The organism is Sinorhizobium terangae (assembly GCF_009601505.1).
GTDB classification, from domain to species: Bacteria; Pseudomonadota; Alphaproteobacteria; order Rhizobiales; family Rhizobiaceae; genus Sinorhizobium; species Sinorhizobium terangae.
On the sequence record NZ_WITC01000045.1, the window covers coordinates 1 to 22,435 of the forward strand.

Annotated in this window: 22 protein-coding genes; 8 read left to right on the forward strand and 14 right to left on the reverse strand. The window is 62.7% G+C overall.

Annotated elements, in window-relative coordinates; translation table 11 throughout:
- The 11 genes from GHK62_RS12600 to GHK62_RS12650 form a co-directional block, all read right to left on the reverse strand.
- Window positions 1-310 (reverse strand): ACT domain-containing protein (locus GHK62_RS12600; RefSeq protein ID WP_337732371.1); only part of this gene is annotated, 310 nt, incomplete at its 3' end.
- A gap of 23 nt (window positions 311-333) precedes the next feature.
- Window positions 334-1,332 (reverse strand): N(2)-acetyl-L-2,4-diaminobutanoate deacetylase DoeB, encoded by a 999-nt coding sequence (gene doeB / locus GHK62_RS12605; RefSeq protein ID WP_167528226.1) that lies wholly within the window; start codon window positions 1,330-1,332, stop codon window positions 334-336.
- A 6-nt stretch (window positions 1,333-1,338) separates the two neighbouring features.
- Complete coding sequence (gene doeA, locus GHK62_RS12610; RefSeq protein WP_153439546.1) at window positions 1,339-2,520, reverse strand: ectoine hydrolase DoeA; 1,182 nt, start codon at window positions 2,518-2,520, stop codon at window positions 1,339-1,341.
- Window positions 2,521-2,547: 27 nt separating this feature from the next.
- Entirely contained in the window at window positions 2,548-3,540 is a 993-nt protein-coding gene (gene eutC / locus GHK62_RS12615) for an ectoine utilization protein EutC (protein ID WP_153439547.1), read from the reverse strand.
- Complete coding sequence (gene eutB, locus GHK62_RS12620) at window positions 3,537-4,526, reverse strand: hydroxyectoine utilization dehydratase EutB (RefSeq protein ID WP_420377797.1); 990 nt, start codon at window positions 4,524-4,526, stop codon at window positions 3,537-3,539. Before eutB ends, eutC begins: the two co-directional genes overlap by 4 nt.
- Complete coding sequence (locus GHK62_RS12625; protein WP_167528227.1) at window positions 4,526-5,023, reverse strand: aminomethyltransferase family protein; 498 nt, start codon at window positions 5,021-5,023, stop codon at window positions 4,526-4,528. Before GHK62_RS12625 ends, eutB begins: the two co-directional genes overlap by 1 nt.
- On the reverse strand, window positions 5,016-7,955 hold the full coding sequence (locus GHK62_RS12630; RefSeq protein ID WP_153439550.1) for a sarcosine oxidase subunit alpha family protein: 2,940 nt from the start codon (window positions 7,953-7,955) through the stop codon (window positions 5,016-5,018). Before GHK62_RS12630 ends, GHK62_RS12625 begins: the two co-directional genes overlap by 8 nt.
- Entirely contained in the window at window positions 7,952-8,218 is a 267-nt protein-coding gene (locus GHK62_RS12635) for a sarcosine oxidase subunit delta (protein ID WP_153439551.1), read from the reverse strand. Before GHK62_RS12635 ends, GHK62_RS12630 begins: the two co-directional genes overlap by 4 nt.
- A gap of 9 nt (window positions 8,219-8,227) precedes the next feature.
- The gene (locus GHK62_RS12640; protein ID WP_153439552.1) at window positions 8,228-9,484 is read right to left on the reverse strand and encodes a sarcosine oxidase subunit beta family protein; all 1,257 of its coding nucleotides are present in this window, start codon (window positions 9,482-9,484) and stop codon (window positions 8,228-8,230) included.
- A 9-nt stretch (window positions 9,485-9,493) separates the two neighbouring features.
- Window positions 9,494-10,642: a M24 family metallopeptidase gene (locus tag GHK62_RS12645; protein WP_153439553.1), complete on the reverse strand. Its 1,149-nt coding sequence runs from the start codon at window positions 10,640-10,642 to the stop codon at window positions 9,494-9,496.
- A 60-nt stretch (window positions 10,643-10,702) separates the two neighbouring features.
- Entirely contained in the window at window positions 10,703-11,884 is a 1,182-nt protein-coding gene (locus tag GHK62_RS12650; RefSeq protein WP_184108676.1) for a M24 family metallopeptidase, read from the reverse strand.
- 191 nt (window positions 11,885-12,075) lie between these two features.
- Between GHK62_RS12650 and ehuB the strand changes: the two genes are divergently transcribed.
- The 8 genes from ehuB to GHK62_RS12690 all read left to right on the forward strand — a co-directional run bounded on the left by ehuB (window position 12,076) and on the right by GHK62_RS12690 (window position 19,396).
- On the forward strand, window positions 12,076-12,939 hold the full coding sequence (ehuB, locus tag GHK62_RS12655; RefSeq protein ID WP_153439554.1) for an ectoine/hydroxyectoine ABC transporter substrate-binding protein EhuB: 864 nt from the start codon (window positions 12,076-12,078) through the stop codon (window positions 12,937-12,939).
- A 63-nt stretch (window positions 12,940-13,002) separates the two neighbouring features.
- Window positions 13,003-13,731 carry an ectoine/hydroxyectoine ABC transporter permease subunit EhuC gene (gene ehuC / locus GHK62_RS12660; protein ID WP_153439555.1) on the forward strand — a complete coding sequence of 243 codons (729 nt, stop codon included), beginning with the start codon at window positions 13,003-13,005 and terminating at the stop codon, window positions 13,729-13,731.
- Window positions 13,728-14,378 carry an ectoine/hydroxyectoine ABC transporter permease subunit EhuD gene (gene ehuD / locus GHK62_RS12665; protein WP_153439556.1) on the forward strand — a complete coding sequence of 217 codons (651 nt, stop codon included), beginning with the start codon at window positions 13,728-13,730 and terminating at the stop codon, window positions 14,376-14,378. Before ehuC ends, ehuD begins: the two co-directional genes overlap by 4 nt.
- A 3-nt stretch (window positions 14,379-14,381) precedes the next feature.
- Complete coding sequence (gene ehuA / locus GHK62_RS12670) at window positions 14,382-15,161, forward strand: ectoine/hydroxyectoine ABC transporter ATP-binding protein EhuA (RefSeq protein ID WP_153439557.1); 780 nt, start codon at window positions 14,382-14,384, stop codon at window positions 15,159-15,161.
- 14 nt (window positions 15,162-15,175) lie between these two features.
- Window positions 15,176-15,895 carry a GntR family transcriptional regulator gene (locus GHK62_RS12675; protein ID WP_268833791.1) on the forward strand — a complete coding sequence of 240 codons (720 nt, stop codon included), beginning with the start codon at window positions 15,176-15,178 and terminating at the stop codon, window positions 15,893-15,895.
- Window positions 15,895-16,377: an Lrp/AsnC family transcriptional regulator gene (locus GHK62_RS12680; protein WP_184108724.1), complete on the forward strand. Its 483-nt coding sequence runs from the start codon at window positions 15,895-15,897 to the stop codon at window positions 16,375-16,377. The genes GHK62_RS12675 and GHK62_RS12680 overlap by 1 nt, the downstream gene beginning before the upstream one ends.
- Window positions 16,378-16,495: 118 nt before the next feature.
- Complete coding sequence (locus GHK62_RS12685) at window positions 16,496-17,992, forward strand: NAD-dependent succinate-semialdehyde dehydrogenase (RefSeq protein WP_153439560.1); 1,497 nt, start codon at window positions 16,496-16,498, stop codon at window positions 17,990-17,992.
- A gap of 24 nt (window positions 17,993-18,016) precedes the next feature.
- Window positions 18,017-19,396, forward strand: coding sequence for an aspartate aminotransferase family protein (locus tag GHK62_RS12690; RefSeq protein ID WP_153439561.1), 1,380 nt, complete (start codon window positions 18,017-18,019; stop codon window positions 19,394-19,396).
- Between the two features lie 93 nt (window positions 19,397-19,489).
- On the opposite strand, the gene GHK62_RS12695 is transcribed toward GHK62_RS12690, so the two are convergent.
- The 3 genes from GHK62_RS12695 to GHK62_RS12705 all read right to left on the reverse strand — a co-directional run bounded on the left by GHK62_RS12695 (window position 19,490) and on the right by GHK62_RS12705 (window position 22,425).
- Window positions 19,490-19,873, reverse strand: a complete 384-nt coding sequence (locus GHK62_RS12695; RefSeq protein ID WP_153439562.1) for a VOC family protein — start codon at window positions 19,871-19,873, stop codon at window positions 19,490-19,492.
- 98 nt (window positions 19,874-19,971) lie between these two features.
- Entirely contained in the window at window positions 19,972-21,105 is a 1,134-nt protein-coding gene (locus GHK62_RS12700; RefSeq protein ID WP_153439563.1) for an ABC transporter ATP-binding protein, read from the reverse strand.
- Window positions 21,106-21,195: 90 nt separating this feature from the next.
- Complete coding sequence (locus GHK62_RS12705; protein WP_184108680.1) at window positions 21,196-22,425, reverse strand: ABC transporter substrate-binding protein; 1,230 nt, start codon at window positions 22,423-22,425, stop codon at window positions 21,196-21,198.
- Window positions 22,426-22,435 lie beyond the last annotated feature (10 nt).

Here is a 22,435-nt window from a genome sequence, read left to right on the forward strand (position 1 = left end):
AGAGCAGGTCGTTGAGGCAATGGCCGAAACGCGACACCATCAACAGCACCTTCATGCGCTCTTCGGAATCGCGGATCTCCGCCGTCATCTCGAACCGTTTCGCGACCGGTTCGAAGCCTTCCCGCAATTCGTCAAGCTTGACACCTTCCTCGCTGATGAAGACCAACCGCATGAAGAACAGGCCCGTTTCGAGATCGTCGAATTGCGAGCTGTCAGTGATGTTACAGCCCTTTTCGGCGAGATAGCCCGAAACTGCCGCGATGATGCCGGTCGTCGACCTGCAGGTAATTGTAAGGATGTGCGATTTCACGACTATCTTCCTTGGGACGTGAGCTAAACCGCGACGACGGCAACACAGTCGCCCTGCTTGACCAGACCTGGAAAGTGCCGGGCAGCCAGCAGGCCGTCCATCTTCGCCTTGATCGCGACCGGTTCGGCACCGGTGCGCCCGATGGGATAAATGCGGGCGACCACGTCGCCCTTGCGTACCTTGTCCCCTAGATCGACGAGTGGCTCGATCAGGCCCCCATCTTCCGCGAAGGAGAAGCAGTCGCCGTCCGGCATGTCGAGCCATTCGGTCTTCGATGTCTCGACTGCACCCTTCAGAATGCCGGCGGCGCGAAGAACGTTCCTGACGCCGCGTTTGGCGATGCCGGCGCTCCTGGCGGTTGCCGTTCCGCCGCCGCCAAGCTCGGTCGTGATAAACACCTTGCCCATCTCTTCGGCTGCAGTATCGTACATTCCGACCGCATCGATCTCCAGCATCTTCATCGCCCAAGGCGCGCCGAACGCCTTGACCAATTCGAAAGCCGTTGCCTCCTGCTCCTTGTCCGGCAGGATGTGGGCGGCGCAGAACGGCAGGAAATCAAGCGTCTTTCCCCCCGAGTGGAAGTCGAGAACGATGTCCGCGAGCGGCAGGAGTTCTCGCTGGAAATAGTCGGCGATCTTCTGCGTCACGGTGCCGTCCGGTCTTCCCGGAAAGCTACGGTTCATATTGCCCTTGTCGATCGGCGACGTGCGGGTGCCGGCGGTGAAGGCCGGATAGTTCATGGCCGGTACGATAATGACTCGTCCCGTCACCTCATCCGGCTCCAAAGTCCGGGCGAGATCGAAGAGCGCGATTGGCCCTTCGTACTCGTCGCCGTGATTGCCGCCCGTGAGAAGGGCGGTCGGGCCATCCCCATTCTTGACGACGGTGATCGGGATCATCACCGATCCCCAGGCGGAGTCATCGCGGCTGTAGGGCAGCCGCAGAAAGCCGTGCTGGACGCCTTCGGCCGAAAAATCGACGCTTGCTGAGATCGGCGATGGCCGCAATATCGTCTCGGTCATTTGTTGCTAGTCCTTGATAAAGAGCTGGCGCGGCACGTTGGCGAAGCACTCGACACCCGTCTCGGTGATGAGGATGCTTTCCGTGGTCTCAAAGCCCATGTCCTCGAGCCAGAGCCCCGTCATGAAGTGGAAGGTCATGCCCGGTTTCAGTTCCGTCCTGTCGCCGGGACGCAGGCTCATGGTGCGCTCACCCCAGTCCGGCGGATAGGAAAGCCCGATCGGATAGCCGGTGCGGTTGTCCTTGACGATGCCGTATTTCTTCAGGACCGCGAAGAAGGCCTTGGCTATGTCCTCGCAGGTGTTGCCCGGCCTGGCGACGGCAAGCCCCGCCTCCATTCCTTCGAGGGTCGCCTTTTCCGCGTCGAGAAAGGCCTGGGTCGGCTTGCCGAGGAAGACCGTGCGCGACAGTGGCACATGGTAACGATTGTAGCAGCCGGCGATCTCGAAGAAGGTCCCCTCACCCGCCTTCATGGGCTTGTCGTCCCAGGTAAGATGCGGCGCGGTTGCATCGCGGCCCGAGGGCAGCAGCGGCACGATCGCCGGGTAGTCGCCGCCGATCCCGTCAACCCCGCGCGTGCCGGCGTCATAGATCTCCGCGACGAGATCGCATTTGCGCATGCCGACCTCGATCTTTTCGAAGATACGGCGATGCATGCCCTCGACGATACGGGCCGCGTTGCGCATGTACCTGATCTCGGTCTCGCTCTTGACCGCGCGCTGCCAGTTGACGAGCGCGGTCGCATCGACGAAGCGGGCATTCGGCAGATGCTTTTGCAGCGAGGCGAACGCGGCGGCGGAGAACCAGTAGTTGTCCATCTCGACGCCGATCCTGAGTGCACCCCAGCCGCGGTCGGCAAGGATGCCGGAGAGGTAATCCATGGGATGGCGTTCGGTCGACTGCACGTAATGGTCGGGGTAGCCGATGATGCTCTCGTGCTTCAGATAGGCGGTCAGCTTCGCACCGTTGGCGTCCTGGCCGCGGCCGAACCAGATCGGCTCGCCCGATAGCGGTACGATCACGGCCTGGTGCACGTAGAACGACCAGCCATCATAGCCCGTCAGCCAGGCCATGTTCGATGGGTCGCTGACGATCAGCAGATCGATGCCCTTCGCCTCCATCGACTGGCGCGTTTTCAGCAGTCTTGCTTCATATTCCGCCAAGGAAAATTTGAGATTGGGTTGAGTCATCGTCGTTTCCTCGATTTTTCCCAGGGTCTAGCTTTCGAACGTAGTCCCGGCATCCGCCGCATTGGCCCGCGTGAAGGCGAGGGTGGCGATTGCCGTATCCTGAATGCCGGTTCCGGTGAGATCCGCGATGGTGATCTGAGCGGCGTCCGCGCGTCCCGGTCTCTGCCCGGCGATGATCTGCCCGAGTTCGGGGAAGTCACGTCCGGCCCCGACGACGCCAGCCTCAATGGCGTGATGCAGTTCGCCGAGCCGGCGCGTCTGCGCGAGACTGTCGGCCACATAGAGGTCCGCGCGGCCAATGGCGGCGGGCTCAATCTCGTTCTTGTGCTCGGCGTCCGAGCCCATCGCCGTAACGTGCTGTCCCTTCTCGAGCCATTCCGCTTTCAGAATGGGCGTGACCGAGGGCGTCGTCGTGATGATGACGTGTGCGCCCGAGACAGCTGCCTTCGCGTCTGAAACGGCGGTCACGGGGATCCCGAGCTTTTCGGCAAGCTCATCTGCCGCAGCCTCGGCCTTGGCATGATCCCGCGCCCAGATGCGCGCTTCGCGGATTGGCCGCACCAGCGCGAGCGCCTGAAGCTGCAGCTTCGCCTGCATCCCGGCTCCCAGAACCGCGGCAACGCTGGCATCCTTGCGGGCGAGATGCTTCGCGGCAACCGCTCCGGCGGCGGCGGTGCGGACATCCGTCAGGTAGCCGTTATCGAGCAACAGCGCCTGAACGAGGCCGGTGCGGCTGGACAGCAGCACCATCATCCCGTTGGTGCTCGGCAAGCCGATCTTGGGATTGTCGAAGAAGCCAGGGCTGATCTTGATTGCAAAGCCTTCGATGCCGGGAACATAGGCCGTCTTGACGTCGACCTCGCCGCGATACTCCGGAATGTCCAGCCGCAGGATGGGCGGCATTGCCACGGCCTTTGTGGCCAAGGCATGGAAAGCGCTCTCGACGCAATCGACCGCCTCGAGGTCGAGCGATACGACCGCCCTCAGATCAGCCTCTGTGAGGATCTTCATTTGTGTCATGTTCTACTACCCTCCCGCAGGGGATCCTTCTCGCCGTTGATCACGCGCCGGTGCAGCCCCATGTCGATGTTGCGCCCTGAAAGGATCAGCGCGACAGGTCCGCCAATGTCTTTGATCTTGCCCGCCAAAAGTGCCGCAAAGCCGACGGCCCCTGCCCCCTCGACAATCTCGCGTTCCTGTTCGTAGGCGTGTCGCATGCCCGCGGCGATCTCTTCTTCGGAAAGCAGCACGACTTCGTCGAGGAGATCACGACACATGGTGAAAGTGACGCGGTTGTCGAGTCCGATCCCGCCGCCGAGCGAGTCCGCAAGACTTTCCTCTTCTTCGACCTGCACGGGCCGGCCGGCGTCGAGGCTTGCCTTCATCGCCGCACCGCGCTCCATCGTCAGCCCGATCACCCGTGCCTTTGGCCGGCGCGCTTTGACCGCTGCGGCGACGCCCGCCGCGAGCCCGCCGCCCGATAGCGGCACCAGCACCGTCGACACATCCGGCATGTCGTCGACTATCTCCAGCCCCAAGGTACCCTGGCCGGCAACGATCGCCGGATGATCGAACGGCGGCACCATCACCAGCCCCTCCTCGCTGACCAGACGGTCGACCTCCTGCTGGGCCTCGTCCTGCGATCTGCCGACGATCCTCACATTCGCGCCGAGGCGCCGGATCTCCGAGACCTTGTTCTCGGGCACCAGCCGCGACATGCAGATCGTTGCGCTCGATCCTTCGGCTTTCGCCGCATGGGCAAGCGCCCGGCCGTGATTGCCGGTCGAAGCCGCCACGACGCCGCGCGCCCGCTCCTGCGGGCTGAGCGACAGGACGGCGTTGGTAGCGCCGCGCAGCTTGAAGCTGCCGGTCGTCTGGTGGTGTTCGAGCTTCAGGCCGACTGGCACGCCGCAGCGCTCGGAAAGCGACGCGGAAAGGACAAATGGGGTGCGCAGCACCCGGCCGGCGATCCGTTGCCGGGCCGCCAGGAAAGCGTCGAGCTCCATCACTGGCATTCCTCCAGCCATTCAGAGATGCTCCTTGCGAAGCTTCGCGGCACGACAAATTCGCCATCGCGCTCCGAGAAACGCGTGAACATGACCGGGATGCGGTGCAGCGAAGAAAAGGTCGCAACGCCCAGTGTGCGGTCCCAGTCGATCGCCAGACACTTGGAGACGACATCGCGCAGATCGGGCGTGGAGACCTCGATGCGTATCCGCCCTTCGCTGAGGTCGAGCCTGCAGCCTAATTCGGGCGGAATGCCGGAAGCGATCGCCGACGAGCGCTCGAACGGGAAAATCCAGAAGCGCCGTGGTCCGGCGCGCACGACGCTGAGGCCGTCGCGGCCGGCAATCTGCCCGACCTGGATCGGCAGGGCGCCACCGATCTCGCCGGCAAGCGCCGACTCGAAAGCCGCAAGGGTGCCCTCCCAGGCATCGCATTGAATGAGCGGGCATGGCAGTTGCTTCAGCACCATGCGCTTGGCGGATGACGTCTCAACCATGCATGCGTTCTCCGGCGGGATCGAGGAAGACAGGCGAAACGACGCGCGCCCGCACGACTTCATTTTTCATGGGATAGGAGGCGATCACCTCGTCGCCTTTGAAGTCCGCGGCAAGCAGTCCGAGGCCGACGTAGCAGTCCAGCTCCGGACTGTAGGTGATCGACGTCATGCGGCCGTGGCCGTGGCCTTGCAGCGGCTCGCCGGGCGCAAACAGAAGCGCCCCACCGCGAAGCCGTTTGCCCGGTTCGACGCATTTGAGGCCGACCAGCCGCTGGCGGTTTGCAGCCTGAAAAGCCTCCCGATGGCTGAGCGCCTCGCCGACATAGCCGCTGCGCTTGGCGACCATCCGGCCCATGCCGAGGTCCGCAAGCGTCGTCCTGCCGTCGATTTCCGGGCCGGCTACGTGGCCCTTTTCGATGCGCAGCGCACCAAGCGCCTCGACGCCGTAGGGTTTCAGGCCGTGAGGCGCGCCGGCGTCGATGAGATGCCGCCAGGCGGCTTCTCCATTCGAGGCCCCGACATAGATCTCGTAGGCGCGCTCGCCGGAGTAGCTGAGGCGTATGATCCTCAGCGGACTTTCCTTGAACATTCCCTCGGCCAGCCCCATGTGCGGCAGCGCCTCGTTGGAGAAATCGATCTCCGGGAACGCCGCCGCGAGTATTTTGGCGCTCTCAGGCCCAGCGACCGACATGCCCGCCCATTCGTCGCTGACCGATGAAACGGAGACGCGCAAATCCGGCCACGCCGTGTCCAGCAGGAACTCCAGCCAGGAAAGCACGTCCGCCGCCTTGGCGGTCGACGTCGTCATGAAGAAGCGGTTCTGCTCGAGGCGGGTCGTCGTTCCATCATCGAAAACAATTCCGTCGTCGCGCAGCATGACGCCGTAACGCGCCCGCCCGACTTTAAGGCTGGCGAAACCGTTGGCGTAGACCCTGTCGAGAAAGGCGGCTGCGTCCGGTCCCTGGATGTCGATCTTGCCGAGTGTCGAGATGTCCATGATCCCCGCCGCGGATCGCACAAGCCGCATTTCGTTGACGTAAGCCGTGTTCACATCCTTGCCGGAAGCCTCGAAGAACCACGGCCGCATCCAGAGCCCGACCTCGAGCATCTGCGCGCCATTTGCGGTATGCCAGTCGTGGATCGGCGTGAGACGGTAGGGACGGAAGTGGTGACCTGTCGCACGCCCGGCAACCGCCCCGATCGCCACCGGCGTATAGGGCGGCCGGAAGGTAGTCGTTCCGGCCCCCGGGATCGAAATCCCGCGCAATTTGGCCATCACCTTCAGGGCGTTGATATTGCTGGTCTTGCCTTGGTCGGTACCCATACCGAGCGTCGTATAGCGCTTGAGGTGCTCGACCGACTCGTAGCCTTCCCGCTGGGCGAGTTGGATATCGTCGAGCGTCACGTCCATCTGGAAATCGACGAATGCCTTTCGCTGACCGAAGATCGGCTTGTAGACGGTCGTCTGTCCGGCCGCCTCCTCGATCTCCAAAGCGGGCGCTTCGGTGACTGTCCCGACCTTTCCGGCGACGGCGGCCGCCGCGCGGCCGGCGCTGGCACCCTCGGCGATCGCCGCCGAGACGCTCAAGCTTCCGCCCGCCGCGCCCGCGACGAACTGGGTTTCGGGGAGCTGCCCCGGAACAAAGGCGTCGATCTCTGGGCGGTAGACAGGCTTCACTCCCTGGTGCGACGTCAGATGCAGCACCGGAGACCAGCCGGCGGACATGCCGACCAGATCGCAACTGACGCCGGTGGTGCCTGATTTTCCTGCGAGAACGACACCGGTTACCGCATATTTGCCTTTCACGTCCGCGACATTCGTCGCGAGGTGAATCTCAGCACCCAGTTGCTTGGCCTTCGCAAGCAGCGTCGGCGCCGCGAGCGGCCTTGCGTCGGCGATCGTGACGCGTGCGCCGTGGGCGAGGAGATCGAAAGCGGTGAGATAAGCGCTGTCGTCGGCGGTCGCGATCACGACGTTCCTGCCGGGCAGAACCGCGTAGCGATTGACATAGGCTCTGATCGCCGAGTTCAGCATGACGCCGGGACGGTCATTGTTCGGGAAGACCATCGGCCGCTCGATCGCGCCCGTCGCAAAAACGATGCTGCGGGCGTGCAGCAATGTGAAGGTTTTCCGCGCCGCATCCATCGCGGGGCCAGCGAAGGGATCCGCATCCTCGATCAGTGCAAGCGTGTTCCCGTCATAGAGGCCGAAGGCGGTCGTGCGGCGCATGATGCGCACGTTCGCCATTTCCTCAAGCTCTGCCCGCATCGCGCCGAGCCATGCCGCTCCCGCAGGCTCGGAAAGCAGGCGGCCGCCGAGTTCGAAGTCCTGCTCGATCAGCAGCACACGCGCTCCGGCTTGCGCGGCGGCCCGGGCGGCGGAAAGTCCGGCCGCGCCACTGCCGACGACCGCCACGTCCGTGAAATCGTCACGGGAGTCGTAAACATCCGGGTCGGGCAGCATTGTCGCCTTGCCGAGACCGGCGGCCTTGCGGATGAAGTGCTCATAGAACATCCAGGCCCGGCGGCTCGGTCCCATGAAGGTCTTGTAGTAGAAGCCCGATGAAAGCAGCGGGCTGAACAGGCTGTTGACGCTCTGGACATCGAAACGCAACGACGGCCAGTTGTTCTGGCTTGCCGCATCCAGGCCGAATGCCAGTTCAAGCATCGTGGCCGGCAGGTTCGGCTCCCGGCGCGCGCCGGTGCCAACCGTCACCAGCGCGTTCGGCTCTTCGGCACCGGCAGAAAGGATGCCGCGGGGACGATGATACTTGAAGCTCCTGCCGACCAGCGCGACCCCGCTCGCAAGCAGGGCGGAAGCGAGCGTGTCTCCCTTGAATCCCGCATACGGACGGCCATCGAACATAAACTTGATGACTTGCGAGCGGTCCAGATATCCGCCCGACGCAAGGCGCTTTTCGGTGGGTATCATGCCCGTTGCCTTCTTGAAAAACTGACCGAATGGATCGAGTGCGTGACCGTGTCGCGCTCGACGACAAGCCATTGGCGGCAGCCGAGAACGTGCTGCCAATATTCCCGATGCAGCCCCTTGGGATTGGCGCGCACGTACACGTAGCGATACCAGGCATCGCCATCCGGATTGTCGTGAGCGGGGCGCTCGACGGTGGCATCGCCGCCGTAACGGAATTCACTGTGGTCACGCATGCCGCAGCAGGGGCAGTCGATACGAAGCATCTCGCTCTCCTATTGAAGCCACGCGAAGGGGCCGGCACCAGCCTCGTCGATCATGTGCCCACTGCGGAAGCGCCCCAGCCCATAGCCGCGGACGAGCGCCGGCGTCTCGCCAGTCGCCAGCATCTCGGCGAAGCACCAGCCGGATGCGGGCGTCGCCTTGAACCCGCCGTAGCACCAGCCGCCATTCAGATAGAGGCCATCGACGGGCGTCAGCGAGATGATCGGGCTGGCGTCCGGCGTCATGTCCATGATGCCGCCCCAATGGCGCAGCAGGCGCAGGCGCGAGATGTTCGGCATCAGCGCGATCGCAGCTTCGCAGACCTCGCGCAGCACGCCGGTATTGCCGCGCTGGGAGTAGGAATTGTAGCCGTCGAGATTGCCGCCGAAGACGAGGCCGCCCTTGTCGGACTGGCTGAGGTAGAAGTGGTCCGCCCCGTAGGCGACGACATGGTCGACCAGCGGCTTGACCGGCTCCGTTACGAAGGCCTGAAGCAGATGGCTCTCGATCGGGAGCTCCAGCCCCGCCTTCTGGGCAAGGACCGAGGTATGGCCGGCCACCGCAAGGCCGACCCGGCCGGCACCGATGCGGCCGCGAGTGGTTTCAACGCCGACGATCCGGTCGCCCTGCCGGACAAAGTCCGTAACTTCGCAGCCTTCGATGATGTCGACACCGTGGCCGCTTGCCGCGCGCGCATAGCCCCATGCAACCGCATCGTGGCGGGCCGTGCCGGCGCGCCCCTGGAAGATCGCCCCATGGATCGGAAACCGCGCCGTGTCGGAGAAGTCGAGATAGGGCACGAGCTTGCGCACGGCGTCCCGGTCGAGAATCTCCGCATCGATGCCGTTCGAGCGCATGACATTGGCGCGGTGGCTGAACGTATCGAGCTGATCCGCCGAATGTGCCGTCACGAGCTGGCCGCGCTGGGAAAACATGACGTTGAAGTTCAGCGCCGCTGACATTCCCTCCCAGAGCTTCATGGAGAACTCGTAGAACTGGGTGTTGCCGTCGAGCAGATAGTTCGACCGGATGACCGTCGTATTCCGGCCCACATTGCCGCCGCCGATATAGCCCTTCTCCAGCACCGCGACGTTGCGGATGCCGTGGTTCTCGGCGAGGTAGAAGGCGGTCGCGAGGCCGTGCCCGCCCCCACCTATGATGACGACGTCATAGGAGGCCTTCGGAGTGGCGGCCCGCCAGGCGCGTTGCCATCCCCGGTTGCCTGTGGCTGCGTGGCGCAGCAGCGAGAAGACCGAATAGCGGCTCATGACAAAGTCCTATCGAACGATCGGGCCGAGCGGCGTGCGCGTCAGCACCTCGGGTCCGGTCTCCGTCAGCAAGACGGTGTTGGAGACGAAATCGTCCCCCTTTCCGGTCCCCATGAGCCAGGAAAGAATGTGGAAGCTCATGCCCGTGCTGATCTCGAGATCGGAATCGTGCCTGAGACCGGTCACCGTGTTTCCGCCCGTCCACGACGGCGGCTGGCCGACGCCCACGCAGTAGCCGCAGTGATGGCGGCGGTAATGGGAAAGGCCCGCATCATCGACGACGCCCTGCCAGGCGGTATAGACATCCCGGGCGCGCGCGCCGGGTCTGAGCGCCCCGACAACGGCGTTAAAGGCCGCCGCCGTCACTTCCGCCATGCGCGCATCGGCGTCGCTGATGCCTCCAAGCCGGATCAGGCGCCCGAGCGGCGCGTGATAGCGCGAGATGCATCCGGAAAGCTCGATGAAGACCGGCTCTCCTTGGCGGTAGTTTCCCGATCCCCAAGTCGTGTGCTCCTCGCCAAGGCGGGAGGCCGGACGGATGAAGGGGCCAAAGCCCGGCACGTGACCTCCCGCGCGGGTCATCGCCGCGATGCACTCCGCAGCAACGTCGCGCTCCCGTGCACCGTCGGCAATCGCCTCAATGGCGGCACCGGCCGCCGCGTCCGTGACCGCGGCCGCCCGCCGCATGAGGACTTGCTCCTCGGCGCTCTTCACCAGTCGCAATTGATCCACCAGGTTGGAGACATCGCTCCACTCGGCGGACACGAGCGATTCCAGCCGCCGCGCAAGCCCGTGGCTCAGCCCGGACGTCCATTGCTCGAGCCCGAGCCGCTTTCCGGCAAAGCCCTGATCGTTGAGGATGCGCGACGTAAGGTCGGCCGCGGTTTCGCTATCGCTGTGGCCGCGGAACTCGGCCGCACGGACATGGTTCTCGATCGTCACCCGCTCCATCGCGCGGGTGACGAGCGTGGGCTTGCCCCGGAGCGGAACGACGAGAAGATGGGGGGCAAAGTAGCCCCAGTGGTCGAGACCGGTCAGATAAAAGATGTTTTCCGGCGATGCGAAAACCGCCGCGTCAAGTCCGCGATCGACGAGCCCGGCTCTTACAGCATCAAGACGGCGCGCGATCTCGCCATCGGTAAAGGGATTACCGTCCATGGTTTCTCTCTTGTCTTCCGCCCTCGGTCGGCGGCGCTTCGAATGGATATCAATGGGCGTCTATTCGACGACGATCAGCTCCCGGGGCGACGTGCAAAGCTTCTCCCCGCCCTTGTCCGTGACGACGAAGGACTCGGATATCGCCAGGCCGAAATCGCCAAGCCAGACACCCGCCATCATGTGAAAGCACATGCCTGGCTGCAGCTCGGTCCGGTCGCCCGGACGGAGACTGACCGTGCGCTCGCCCCAGTCCGGCGGATAGGCCAGGCCGATCGGATAACCGACGCGGCTTTCCTTTTTCAGCCCCCGGCTGCGCAGAACGGCCTGCCATGCGGCCTCGACCTCCTCGGCGGTGTTGCCGGAACGCGCCTTTTCGAGCCCGGCGTCCACACCGTCGACAATTGCCTTGGCGATATCGATGTAGGCCTGCGGCGGCCGCCCAAAATGCACCGTGCGGGTAAGCGCCGCATGGTAACGCCGCCTGACCCCGGCGATTTCAAGGATCGCGAGGCCGGACTGCGGCAGGGGATCCTCGGTCCAGGTCAGATGCGGCGTGGCGGTGCCTTCACCGACGGGCATCAGCGGGCAGATGGCGGCATAGTCGCCGCCGAGACCACCGACGCCCATGATCTGGGCGTGATAGAGCTCGGCGATGACTTCGTTCTGCGGCACCCCGGGGCTCATCTTCGCGACGGCCCGCTCCATGGCATGTGAGCAAATGGCGCCGGCCTCACGCATTAAGGTCAGTTCGGGCTCGGATTTGATCAGGCGAGCCCAATTGACGAGATCGCCATTGTTGGAAAAGCGGGCGTCCGGAAGCCCCTTGACGAGATGGGCGTGGCACCGCGCCGTGTAGTAGTGCGCGTCCATCTCCACACCGATGTGCGCCTTCCCCCAGCCACGGGCCCGCACCAGTTCGGCAAGCTCGTCAAAGGGGTGGTCTTCCGGGTTCTGCACCAGATACTCCGAAAACGGCACGACGTTGCTCTGAGGCAAGCCGGTCGTCAGAAGGGCGCTCTTCTCGTCCTGCGCGCGGCCGAACCAGATGGGCAGTTCCCCGTCCGCGTGCACGAGGACGCACTGCGGAACATAGAAGGACCAGCCGTCGTAGCCGGTGAGCCAACCCATGTTCGCGGGATCCTGACAGATGATGAGGTCGAAGCCCGCCCGCTCCATGCGCTTCTTCACGTCACGGATCCGGCGTGAATACTCCGCCGCGGTAAAAACAGCCGACCTGCTCACGACATCTCCTCCATCGTGTACGACGACATAGATGTGTACATCATTTTGCGCGACACGCAACTGGCTTTCCAGTTTTTCGTATTTCTTGCGGACCTTCTTGCCAAAACGAGAGACAGATGTATACTTCTATTCTCTCGCGAGGCATCCATGCCGTGTGAGGCGAACACCATGTTCAAATAAAAGGGGAACCCATGTTCAAAACTCTCATTTCCCGCAGGAATGCACTGAGGGCAGCAGCCCTCACGATTGCCGCCGTGTCCTTCTCCGGCTACGCCCATGCCGAGTCGACCCTCGAGAAGGCAAAGGCTGCCGGCTATATCCGCATCGGATTTGCCAATGAGGCGCCTTTCGGATTTGCGACGCCGGACGGAAAGCTCACGGGAGAAGCGCCGGAAGTTGCGAAGGCCGTACTCAAGAAAATGGGCATCGCGGAAGTGGACGGCGTCCTCACTGAATTCGGCTCGCTCATTCCGGGCTTGAAGGCAGGTCGCTTCGACATCATCGCGGCGGGCATGTTCATCAATCCCAAACGTTGCGCCGAGATCGCCTTCTCCGAGCCCTCCTATGGCATCGGGCAGGCCATGCTGGTCGCGAAGGGCAACCCCAAGGGGGTCAAGGACTATTCCACCTTTGCGTCCAACAAGGACCTGAAGCTTGCCGTGATGGCGGGTGCTGTCGAGAACGGCTACGCCAAGGATGCCGGCGTCGCGCCCGACCAGGTCATCTCGCTGCCCGATCAGTCCAGCCTCGTCGCCGCCGTCCAGGCCGGCCGCGCGGATGCGGCAGCGCTGACCGCGCTCTCCATCGCCGAGATGGCCAAGAAGGCGGAAGGCGTGGAATCGACCGAACCCTTCGGTGAAGTTGCCGGAAAGTCGGTCAAGGGCCATGGCGGCTTCGGCTTCCGCAAGGAAGACAAGGACCTCGTCGAGGCCTTCAACAAGGAGCTCGCCGCCTTCCTGGGCACCCCCGAACACATCGCCCTCGTCGAACCGCTGGGCTTTGGCAAGGCCTATCTGCCAAACAAGACGACCGCGCAGCTTTGCGCAGGCGAGTAACGCCTTCTGGCCGGCGGCGCGAAAGCGCCGCACTTCCAATCCCTGCGTTCATGAGGGACCCAGATGTGGATTCGCATGCTCGCCGCGATGCTCGCGGCAACGTTGCTGCTGATTGCCCTGCTTTCGGCGAACCCTGATTACCGGCTCTTCATGCCGGGCTTGCTCGACGGCGCCGTCCTGACGGTAGAGATCACGCTTCTGGGTGCTGTACTCGCCGTATTCATGGCGCTGATAGCGGCACTCGCAAAGCTCTACGGCCCTCTGCCGATAAGGTGGCTTTCGACGACCTACATTGAAATCTTCCGCGGCACGTCCGCGTTGGTGCAGCTCTTTTGGCTCTATTTCGTCCTGCCGCAATTCGGCATCTTCCTCGACGCCTTCGTGGTGGCGGTTCTGGCGCTCGGCCTGAACATTGGAGCCTATGGAGCGGAAGTGGTCCGGGGTGCCATCGTTTCCGTGGCGCGCGGACAATGGGAGGCTTCGATCGCGCTCAACATGTCGCAGGCACAGATGCTGCGCCGGATCATTCTGCCGCAGGCGTTTGCGGCGATGATCCCGCCCTGGGGCAACCTTTTCATCGAACTGGTGAAGTCCACGTCGCTCGTTTCCCTGATTACGCTCGCGGACCTCACCTTCAAGGCCCAGCAAATGAACCAGACCACACTGAAGACCGTCCCGGTGTTTACCCTCGTGCTGCTGATCTATCTGGCCATTTCTCTAACCGTCACCATTGGCATGCGCCTGCTTGAGCAGCGCGCGTCGAGGGGACTGACACGCGGAAGGGTCGCCTGATGTGGGATTGGACATTCACATTCGAGATTCTGCCGGTCCTTGCTCGAGCGGCGATCATGACGGTCGAAGCGACCGCTCTCGGTTTCCTCATAGCGGCGACACTCGGCCTTGTGCTCGCCTCCATCAGGCTGGCTTTTCCGGCCGCCGGTGTGGTCGTCACGGTGCTCGTGGAACTGATCCGGTCGACGCCCCTGCTCATCCAGATATTCTTCCTCTACTTCGTCTTGCCGAAGGCAGGATTCGTGCTGGATGCGTTTACGGCCGGCGTGGCAGCGATCGGCATTCACTATGCCGCCTATTGCTCCGAGGTTTACCGGGCCGGGTTCGAGAACGTTCCGAGAGGGCAATGGGAGGCATCGATCGCTCTCAATCTGTCTCCCTGGAACACTTTCAAGGATATAATCCTGCCTCAGGCGCTGCCTCCCGTCGTTCCTGCGCTCGGAAACTATCTGATCGCGCTTTTCAAGGAGACACCCTTGCTTTCGGCCATTGCCGTCCTCGAGCTCATGCAGACCGCAAAGAACATCGGATCCGAGACCTTCCGCTATACCGAGCCCGTCACACTCGTCGGGGTGTTCTTCCTGGTTATGAGTCTTGTTTCAGCGGGCATGGTCCGGATGCTCGAATCGTGGTTGCAGCGGAGATAAAAGATGAACGACATGCCAATGGTACGCTTCGAGAACGTTTCAAAACGCTACGGCCCGCTCACCGTTCTCGACAATCTCAATCTTGACATCGGCCGCGGCGAGAAGGTGTCGATCATCGGTCCCTCGGGCTCCGGCAAGACGACCGTCTTGCGCATGCTTATGACGCTGGAGGCCATCAATGACGGCGTCCTCTGGGTCGATGGGGAGCCGATGACGCACATGATGCAGAACGGCAAGCTCGTGCCTGCGACCACCAAGCACATACGCCGGATCCGCGCGAAAATCGGCATGGTATTCCAGTCCTTCAACCTCTTCCCGCACATGACGGCGATGGGAAACTGCATCGAAGCTCCGATAACCGTGCTCGGAATGAAGCGCTCGGAGGCCGAGGAACGCGCGGCGGAACTTCTCAACATGGTCGGCCTGTCCGCCAAGAAGGACCACTACCCGTCGCAGCTGTCGGGCGGTCAGCAGCAGCGCGTGGCGATCGCGCGGGCGCTTGCAATGCGCCCGAAGATCATGTTGTTCGACGAAGTCACGTCGGCGCTCGACCCGGAACTTGTCGGCGAAGTCCTGCAGGTTATAAGGAAGATCGGGCGCGAACACGACCTGACCATGCTCATGGTCACCCACCAGATGGGTTTCGCCAAGGAGTTTTCGGACAGGGTGTGCTTCTTCTATCAAGGCAAGATTTGCGAACAAGGCGCGCCTGCGGAAATCTTTGGAAACCCCAAGAACGAAAGGACAAGGCAGTTTCTGAACGCTGTCTTGGAAGCAGGATAATCTTGCATCCGGAATTGCCCGACAATGTCGAAACCAGCAGCTCCCTCCAGCCGGCATCGGCCAGAGAGAGGTTCGACCGGATATACCATACCCTCAGGGACCGTATCTGCATGCTCGAATACGCGCCGAGCAGCCGTCTGTCCGAGGAAGAGCTGGCGAAGGAATTTTCCACCAGCCGCACGCCCGTGAGACGTGTGCTGGCAAGGCTGGAGTCCGAGGGGCTGGTGGAATCGGTGCATGGTGTCGGGACGATCGTGACCGACCCCGATATCGGGGAATTGGTGCAGATCTATCATTTGCGCATGGAACTTGCGCTTCTGGTCGGCAAGCTTTCGCCGATCCCGCGCAGCGCCGAGGATCTCGAAAGGATCAGGGCGCTGATAGCCCGCTGCGACGAGGAGATGAGAAATCCCACACAAAAGGCCTTCCTGCACCTGAACATGGCATTCTTTACCGAAATCAGGGCGTTTACGGGAAACCTCCCGCTGCGGGAGATCAGCGAGCGACTGTACTATCAGGTCGTTCGCGTCGTCTTGAAAATGATGCCGAAGCTCGGATTGGCGGAAGAGTACTCGGCCTTTCGCAACGAGATGCAGGCTGTCCTGTCCGCCGCCGAAATCGGCGACTGGGAGGCGATCGGGTACATTCGGCGGGCCCATATCTCGATGAGCTTCCACCGCATGATGGCCTATGCCGAGAAGTCGGAACTGTCCGAAGAGCGTTCCAAGGCATGATCAAGCTTGATGCCATTGATCTGCGCATCCTGGAGGCGATCCAGAAGGACGGAAGAATTACCAAGCTGGCGCTCGCCGAAAAGGCGGGGCTGTCGCCAACACCGTGCTGGCTGAGGCTGAGGAAACTGGAAAAGGCCGGGATAGTAACGGGCTATCACGCGCGGCTCGCCATGCGCCGGGTGACCCCGGTCACGAGCGTTCTCACCGAAATCACGCTCGGCAACCATCGCCAGACCGATTTCGAACGCTTCGAACGGGTGGTCGCGTCGATCCCCGAAATCGTCGCCTGCTGGTCCGTCGGCGGCGGCGTCGACTATATTCTGAAAATCATGACACCCGACGTCGACGCCTACCAGCGGCTCATCGATGGCTTGCTGGATCGCGAGTTGGGCATCGACCGCTATTTCACTTACATCGTCACCAAGACGGTCAAGGAAGAAACCCAGCTCCCGCTCACCAGCCTGATCCCTGATACGCCGTAGACAATCCGGCTCCCCAATCCCGGTTATTTAGTCCAACTCTCTGCCGGATGTGCCCGGAATAGACAACTTCTCTCCCTGTTGCAGTCCAGACTACAGCCAACACGAGAGGAGATCGGACATGACAGCTGTTTTCGCGCGCACGACCTTCCATGACGCATTGAACCACCTGAATGATCGGCAGCTCTTACGGGAGCTCGCCTATGTCGGAGGGCGCTGGGTTGCCGGGCGTGACGGCAAGGCCTTCGAGGTCTCAGACCCGGCAACGGGTGCGACGCTTGCCTGGGTTGCCTCACTCGAAGCCGCCCAGGCTTCCGAAGCCGTCGATGCCGCTGCCAAGGCTTTCCCGGCATGGCGTAGCATGCTGCCGCAAGCACGCGCCGCCATTCTGCGCAAATGGTACGAGCTGATGCTCGCCGCCAAGGAGGATCTCGCGCTGCTGATGACGCTGGAGCAGGGCAAACCGCTTGCGGAATCCCGTGGCGAAATCGACTACGCCGCCTCCTTCATCGAGTGGTATGCCGAGGAAGGCAAGCGGCTTAACGCTGAGAGCGTGACGAGCCATCTGCCGGGAGCGGAGATGATCGTGCGCCGTGAAGCGCTCGGCGTGGTCGGCGTCGTCACGCCCTGGAACTTCCCCTCCGCGATGATCACCCGAAAGGCGGCCGCTGCGTTTGCCGCCGGCTGCACAGTCGTTGCCCACCCCTCCTCCGAGACGCCGCTTTCCGCCCTTGCGCTTGCGGAACTCGGCGAGCGCGCCGGCCTTCCGGCAGGCGTCTTCAATGTTGTTACCGGTGATGCCGCGACCATTGTCGGCCGCCTGTGCGAGGAATCCCGCGTCCGCGCCATGAGCTTCACCGGCTCGACCGAGATCGGCAAGCTGATCGCCCGCCAGTGCGCTCCGACGATGAAGCGGCTGGTAATGGAACTCGGCGGCCACGCGCCGCTCATCGTTTTCGCCGATGCCGATGTGGAGAAGGCTGCAGACATCGCGATCGCCGCGAAGTTCGCGACCTCCGGGCAGGACTGCCTGGCGGCGAACCGGATCTATGTCGAACGCCCGATCCTCAAAGCCTTCAACGAGGCTTTCGCTGCACGCGTTTCCCGTCTCAAGGTCGGCGCGGGCCTCGCACAAGGCACGGACATCGGACCGCTCATGCATGAGCGTGCCATCGCCAAGGTCGAGGAGCAGGTCGCCGACGCGCTGAAATGCGGCGCGAAACTCGCGATCGGCGGCAAGCGGCACGCGGCAGGGCCGCTGTTCTTCCAGCCGACCGTGCTCACCGATGTGCTGGACGACGCGCTGATCATGCGTGAAGAGACATTCGGCCCCGTAGCCGCCGTCACCGCATTCGACAGCGAGGATGAGGTGATCGCCCGGGCGAACGACACCGAATATGGCCTCGTGGCCTATGTCGTCACGCAAAACGGCGCTCGCCAGCTGCGGCTCGCACGGGCGCTCGAATACGGCATGGTGGCAATCAACCGGGTGAAGATCACCGGCGGACCGATCCCTTTCGGCGGCTGGAAGCAGTCCGGCTTGGCGCGCGAAGGCTCACGCCATGGCATGGAGGCCTTCACCGAACTCAAATATCTCTGCATCGACACCGCCGCCTGAACCGATTTGACGAAAGGAAAGACCATGCTCGATAAAAGCAACGAACTCACCGCCTGGGACCGCGACCATTTCTTCCATCCGTCCACGCATATGGGCATGCATGCGCGCGGCGAGAGCGCGACACGGGTCATCGGCGGCGGCGAAGGCGTCTACATCACCGATGTCACCGGCAAGCGCAGCCTCGACGCCTTCGCTGGCCTCTACTGCGTCAATGTCGGCTATGGCCGGCAGAAGATCGCCGAGGCGATCGGCGAACAGGCGAAGAACCTCGCCTATTATCACGCCTATGTCGGCCACGGCACCGAGGCGTCGATCCGACTCTCCAAGATGATCATCGATCGCGCGCCGAAAGGCATGAGTCGCGTCTATTTCGGCCTTTCCGGCTCGGATGCCAACGAGACCAACATCAAGCTCATCTGGTACTACAACAACATTCTCGGCAGGCCCGAGAAGAAGAAGATCATTTCGCGTTGGCGCGGCTATCACGGTTCAGGCGTGATGACCGGCTCGCTGACCGGCCTGCACCTATTCCATAATGCCTTCGATCTGCCGCGCGCACCGATCCTGCATACCGAGGCGCCCTACTATTTCCGCCGTCCAGACCGCTCGATGAATGAGGAGCAGTTCTCGCAATATTGCGCGGACAAGCTGGAGGAAATGATCCTCGCCGAAGGGCCGGATACGATCGCAGCCTTCATCGGTGAGCCGATCCTTGGTACGGGCGGCATCGTGCCGCCGCCGAAGGGCTACTGGCAGAAGATCCAGGCGGTGCTTGAGAAATACGACATCCTGCTCGTCGCCGACGAGGTCGTCACGGGGTTCGGACGTCTCGGCACCACGTTCGGTTCCGATCACTACGGCATCAAGCCGGACCTCATCACCATCGCCAAGGGCCTGACTTCGGCCTATGCGCCCCTTTCCGGCAGCATCGTCTCGGAAAAGATGTGGCAGGTGCTGGTGCAGGGATCGGACGAACTCGGCCCGATCGGCCATGGCTGGACCTACTCCGCCCACCCGATCTGCGCGGCCGCCGGTATCGCCAATCTCGAACTGATCGACGAACTCGGCATCGTCGAGAACGCCGGCTCGACCGGAGCCTATTTCCGATCCGAGCTTGCAAAGGCGTTCTCGGAGCACAGGCACGTCGGCGAAGTGCGCGGAGATGGTCTGATGGCGGCGATCGAGTTCGTTGAGGACCGGGACGATCGGAAGTTCTTCGATCCGGCGCTGAAGGTCGGCCCAAGGGTGGCTACGGCGCTGGCAGAGCGCGGCGTCCTCGGCCGGGCGATGCCGCAGGGTGACATCCTGGGCTTTGCCCCGCCCCTCTGCCTGACGCGGGAAGAGGCCGACATCGTCGTGACGGCGGCAGTCGGCGCCATCTCCGAAGTCCTGGGCAAAAAATAACCGCCTGAATTCCGATAGTTCAAATCCGGCGGAGCGCTGTCCAGCTACGGCGCTCCGTAAACCGTTCCAGTCCAACTTGCTTTGCAGCGCCCGTCAGCGACCGGCGGGCTGAAACAACTCGACGAAATTGCCGGACGGGTCGATCAGCAGGATCTGTGATCCGCCTGGTCCGGTGACGATGTCGTTGCGGAACTTGGCCCCGCCGGCTTTCAGTCGCGCGACCTCGGCAGCCAGATCATCGACGATGAGGTGGATACGATTCCAGCCGCCGGGCGCGGGACGCTCGCCGTCGGGCATCGGTCGGCCCGCGGAACTCAAGGGGCCACTGAGCAATAGCCGCAACGCTCCGCGCTTGACGTCCGCGAAAGCCGGAGCGTGGTTGGAAAGAAGCGAAAAGCCCAGATGCTTAGTGTACCACTCGATGGAAGCCTCGACGTCATCCACCATGTAGCGCACGTTGACGGTTATTTCCGGCATGCCTGCCTCCCGATCCGAGTTCACCCAGCCAGATTGACGTGCTGTACTCTACGACAACGGTCGCGGAAGCGGAAATTTCCTGTGGCGCAACCAGCCGATCAGGCTGCTGCGGGATCGAAAAGCGCCATGTCGATATCGGTCATCTCGGCGCGACGCTCGAAGGCGATGCCGTTTTCGTCGAACAGGTGGCAGTCAGCGGCACGGATGCCGGTCCTGACCTCTTCGTCCGCCCGGATCGCAGCGGTGCCCGGGAGCATCGCGCAATAATTCTCCCCCTCACCTCCGAGCGAAGCATAGGCAACCGTATGGGCTCCGAGACGCTCGATGACGGAGGGCGTGACCGCCAACGTCAGGTCGCCGGAACCGACCTGGATATGCTCGGGGCGCACACCAAGGGTCAAAGTCGCACCGGCCATGCCGCTACGCGGCGTCACCGGAATGATCGCCGTCTGCCCCTTGTATTCAACCTCGACGCCGGCGTCGCTGACGCTCTTGCAGGTGACCGGCAGGAAGTTCATTTTCGGGTTGCCGATGAAGCCGGCCACGAAGGTGTTGGCCGGTTTGTGATAGAGTTCGAGCGGCGCGCCCGTCTGGGCGATCTCTCCGGCGTTCAGCACGACGATCCGGTCCGCCATCGTCATCGCCTCGACCTGGTCGTGCGTGACGTAGATCATCGTTGCCTTCAGTTGCTGGTGCAGTTTTGCGAGTTCGATGCGCATGTCGGCACGCAGGGCCGCATCAAGGTTCGACAGCGGCTCGTCGAAGAGGAAGATCTTCGGCTCGCGCACGATTGCCCGGCCGATCGCGACACGCTGGCGCTGGCCGCCGGAAAGCATGCCGGGCTTCTGCTGGAGCCGCTGATCGAGATGGAGAATGCGCGCCGCGTGCTCCACCTTGGCCTTGAGCTTCTCCTCGGGCATCTTCTCCACGCGCAACGGGAATGCGATGTTCTCGAACACCGTCATATGCGGATAGAGCGCATAGGACTGGAAGACCATGGCGATACCACGCTTGACCGGCGGCAAGTCGTTGACACGCTTGCCGTCGATGACGATGTCGCCCGCAGTCGTCTCGTCAAGGCCAGCGATCATTCTGAGCAGCGTGGACTTGCCGCAGCCCGACGGGCCGACGAAGACCACGAACTCGCCGTTCCTGACTTCGAGTTCGACACCCTTCAGCACTTCGTAGGTTCCGTAGAATTTCTGAACCTTTTTGAGATTGAGCTGTCCCAAGAATCTGTCTCCGGCCACCGGCGAGAAGCGGCTCTTTCGTGAAAGCGAGGGAAGGACCGCGAACCTGTCAGTTCGCGGTCCTCATCGGGCTTACTTGTACTGTTCGAGTTCGCCGGCAGCCTTCTTCAAAGCATCGACCGGCTCCGCCTTGCCCGTGACGACCGACTGCACCATGTCGATCATTGCGTTCTGAAAGCCCTTGTAATCCGTGAAGAGCGGCTCTGGACCGCCATAGCCAATGCCGTCGATCAACGGCTTCCAGGATGGGTCGGCCTTGACGAATTCGTCGACCTTCGGGGACGGGCGTAGCGGCGTCAGCCCTGCGCCGCCCTGCAACTCGTACTCGCCCTGCGGTCCCGGCGAGGTGATGAACTTCGCGAATTCGATCGCCTTTTCCTCGACGCCGGTGCCCTTGAAGATCGCCAGGCTGTCCGTGATCAGGAGCGTCCCTTCGCCCTTGGCCGAAGGGCCGAGCGGCAGCGGCGCGATGCCCCAGTTGATCTTCGTGTCCTTGAGCAGCGCAGCCGCCCCGGAGCCCGACTGGATCATGCCAGCCTTGCCGTCAAGGAAGATGGCACGGATTTCGTTCTGCTCGTAAGCGGTCGCCCCTTCGACCGAATAGGGCGTGATGTCCTTGTAAGCCTGCAGCGCAGCCAGCACTTCCGGGCTGTCCACCACAATCTTGTCGCCGTCGATGACCTTGCCGTTGTTGGTGTAAACCCAGTGCATGAACTGGTGCATCGTGTTGTCGAAGGTCTTGGCCGGCAAACCATAGCCCGCAATGCCGGTCTTTTCCTTGATCTGCTTGGCAAAGGCGATCTCTTCGGCCCAGGTCTTCGGCGGCGTTTCCGGGTCGAGGCCCGCCTGCTTGAAGAGGTCCTTGTTCCAATAGAGCGCCTTGGTCGAGAATGCGATCGGCACGCCCCACTGGTTATCCTCGAAGGTCACCGTGTCGACGATGTTCGGATAGTAGCTCTTCTTCTCTTCCTCGGTCATGGGGACCGGAACGATCATATCGTTCTCGGCGAACTCCTTGAGTGTGCGGGACCCCACATAGGCCATGCCGACGGGCGTACCGGCCGCAGCAAGTGTCGTCGCCTTGTCCTGGCACTGGGCCCAGCCGACGACTTCCGGTACCACCTTCCAGCCGGCGTTCTTGCCTTCCCATTCCTTGATGTATTTCTCGTGGATCGGATCGATCTTGTCGCCGCAGTAGATCCAGCTGATCTCCTGGTCGGCGGCCTGCGCGGCAACGCTCCCGAGCGCGGTCGAACCGAGCAAGGCAAGCGTTAGAAAAGCAGTCTTGTAAGCAATGGTCACGATGGAACTC

Coding starts and splice junctions, on each gene's coding strand:
- GHK62_RS12645 (WP_153439553.1), bottom strand. CDS start 10,642: ATGGACGGTAATCCCTTTACCGATGGCGAGATCGCGCGCCGTCTTGAT.
- eutB (WP_420377797.1), bottom strand. CDS start 4,526: ATGGAGCTCGACGCTTTCCTGGCGGCCCGGCAACGGATCGCCGGCCGG.
- GHK62_RS12635 (WP_153439551.1), bottom strand. CDS start 8,218: ATGCTTCGTATCGACTGCCCCTGCTGCGGCATGCGTGACCACAGTGAA.
- doeB (WP_167528226.1), bottom strand. CDS start 1,332: ATGACCGAGACGATATTGCGGCCATCGCCGATCTCAGCAAGCGTCGAT.
- GHK62_RS12625 (WP_167528227.1), bottom strand. CDS start 5,023: ATGGTTGAGACGTCATCCGCCAAGCGCATGGTGCTGAAGCAACTGCCA.
- GHK62_RS12690 (WP_153439561.1), top strand. CDS start 18,017: ATGCTCGATAAAAGCAACGAACTCACCGCCTGGGACCGCGACCATTTC.
- GHK62_RS12640 (WP_153439552.1), bottom strand. CDS start 9,484: ATGAGCCGCTATTCGGTCTTCTCGCTGCTGCGCCACGCAGCCACAGGC.
- ehuB (WP_153439554.1), top strand. CDS start 12,076: ATGTTCAAAACTCTCATTTCCCGCAGGAATGCACTGAGGGCAGCAGCC.
- doeA (WP_153439546.1), bottom strand. CDS start 2,520: ATGACTCAACCCAATCTCAAATTTTCCTTGGCGGAATATGAAGCAAGA.
- GHK62_RS12685 (WP_153439560.1), top strand. CDS start 16,496: ATGACAGCTGTTTTCGCGCGCACGACCTTCCATGACGCATTGAACCAC.
- eutC (WP_153439547.1), bottom strand. CDS start 3,540: ATGACACAAATGAAGATCCTCACAGAGGCTGATCTGAGGGCGGTCGTA.
- ehuA (WP_153439557.1), top strand. CDS start 14,382: ATGAACGACATGCCAATGGTACGCTTCGAGAACGTTTCAAAACGCTAC.
- ehuC (WP_153439555.1), top strand. CDS start 13,003: ATGTGGATTCGCATGCTCGCCGCGATGCTCGCGGCAACGTTGCTGCTG.
- GHK62_RS12630 (WP_153439550.1), bottom strand. CDS start 7,955: ATGATACCCACCGAAAAGCGCCTTGCGTCGGGCGGATATCTGGACCGC.
- GHK62_RS12695 (WP_153439562.1), bottom strand. CDS start 19,873: ATGCCGGAAATAACCGTCAACGTGCGCTACATGGTGGATGACGTCGAG.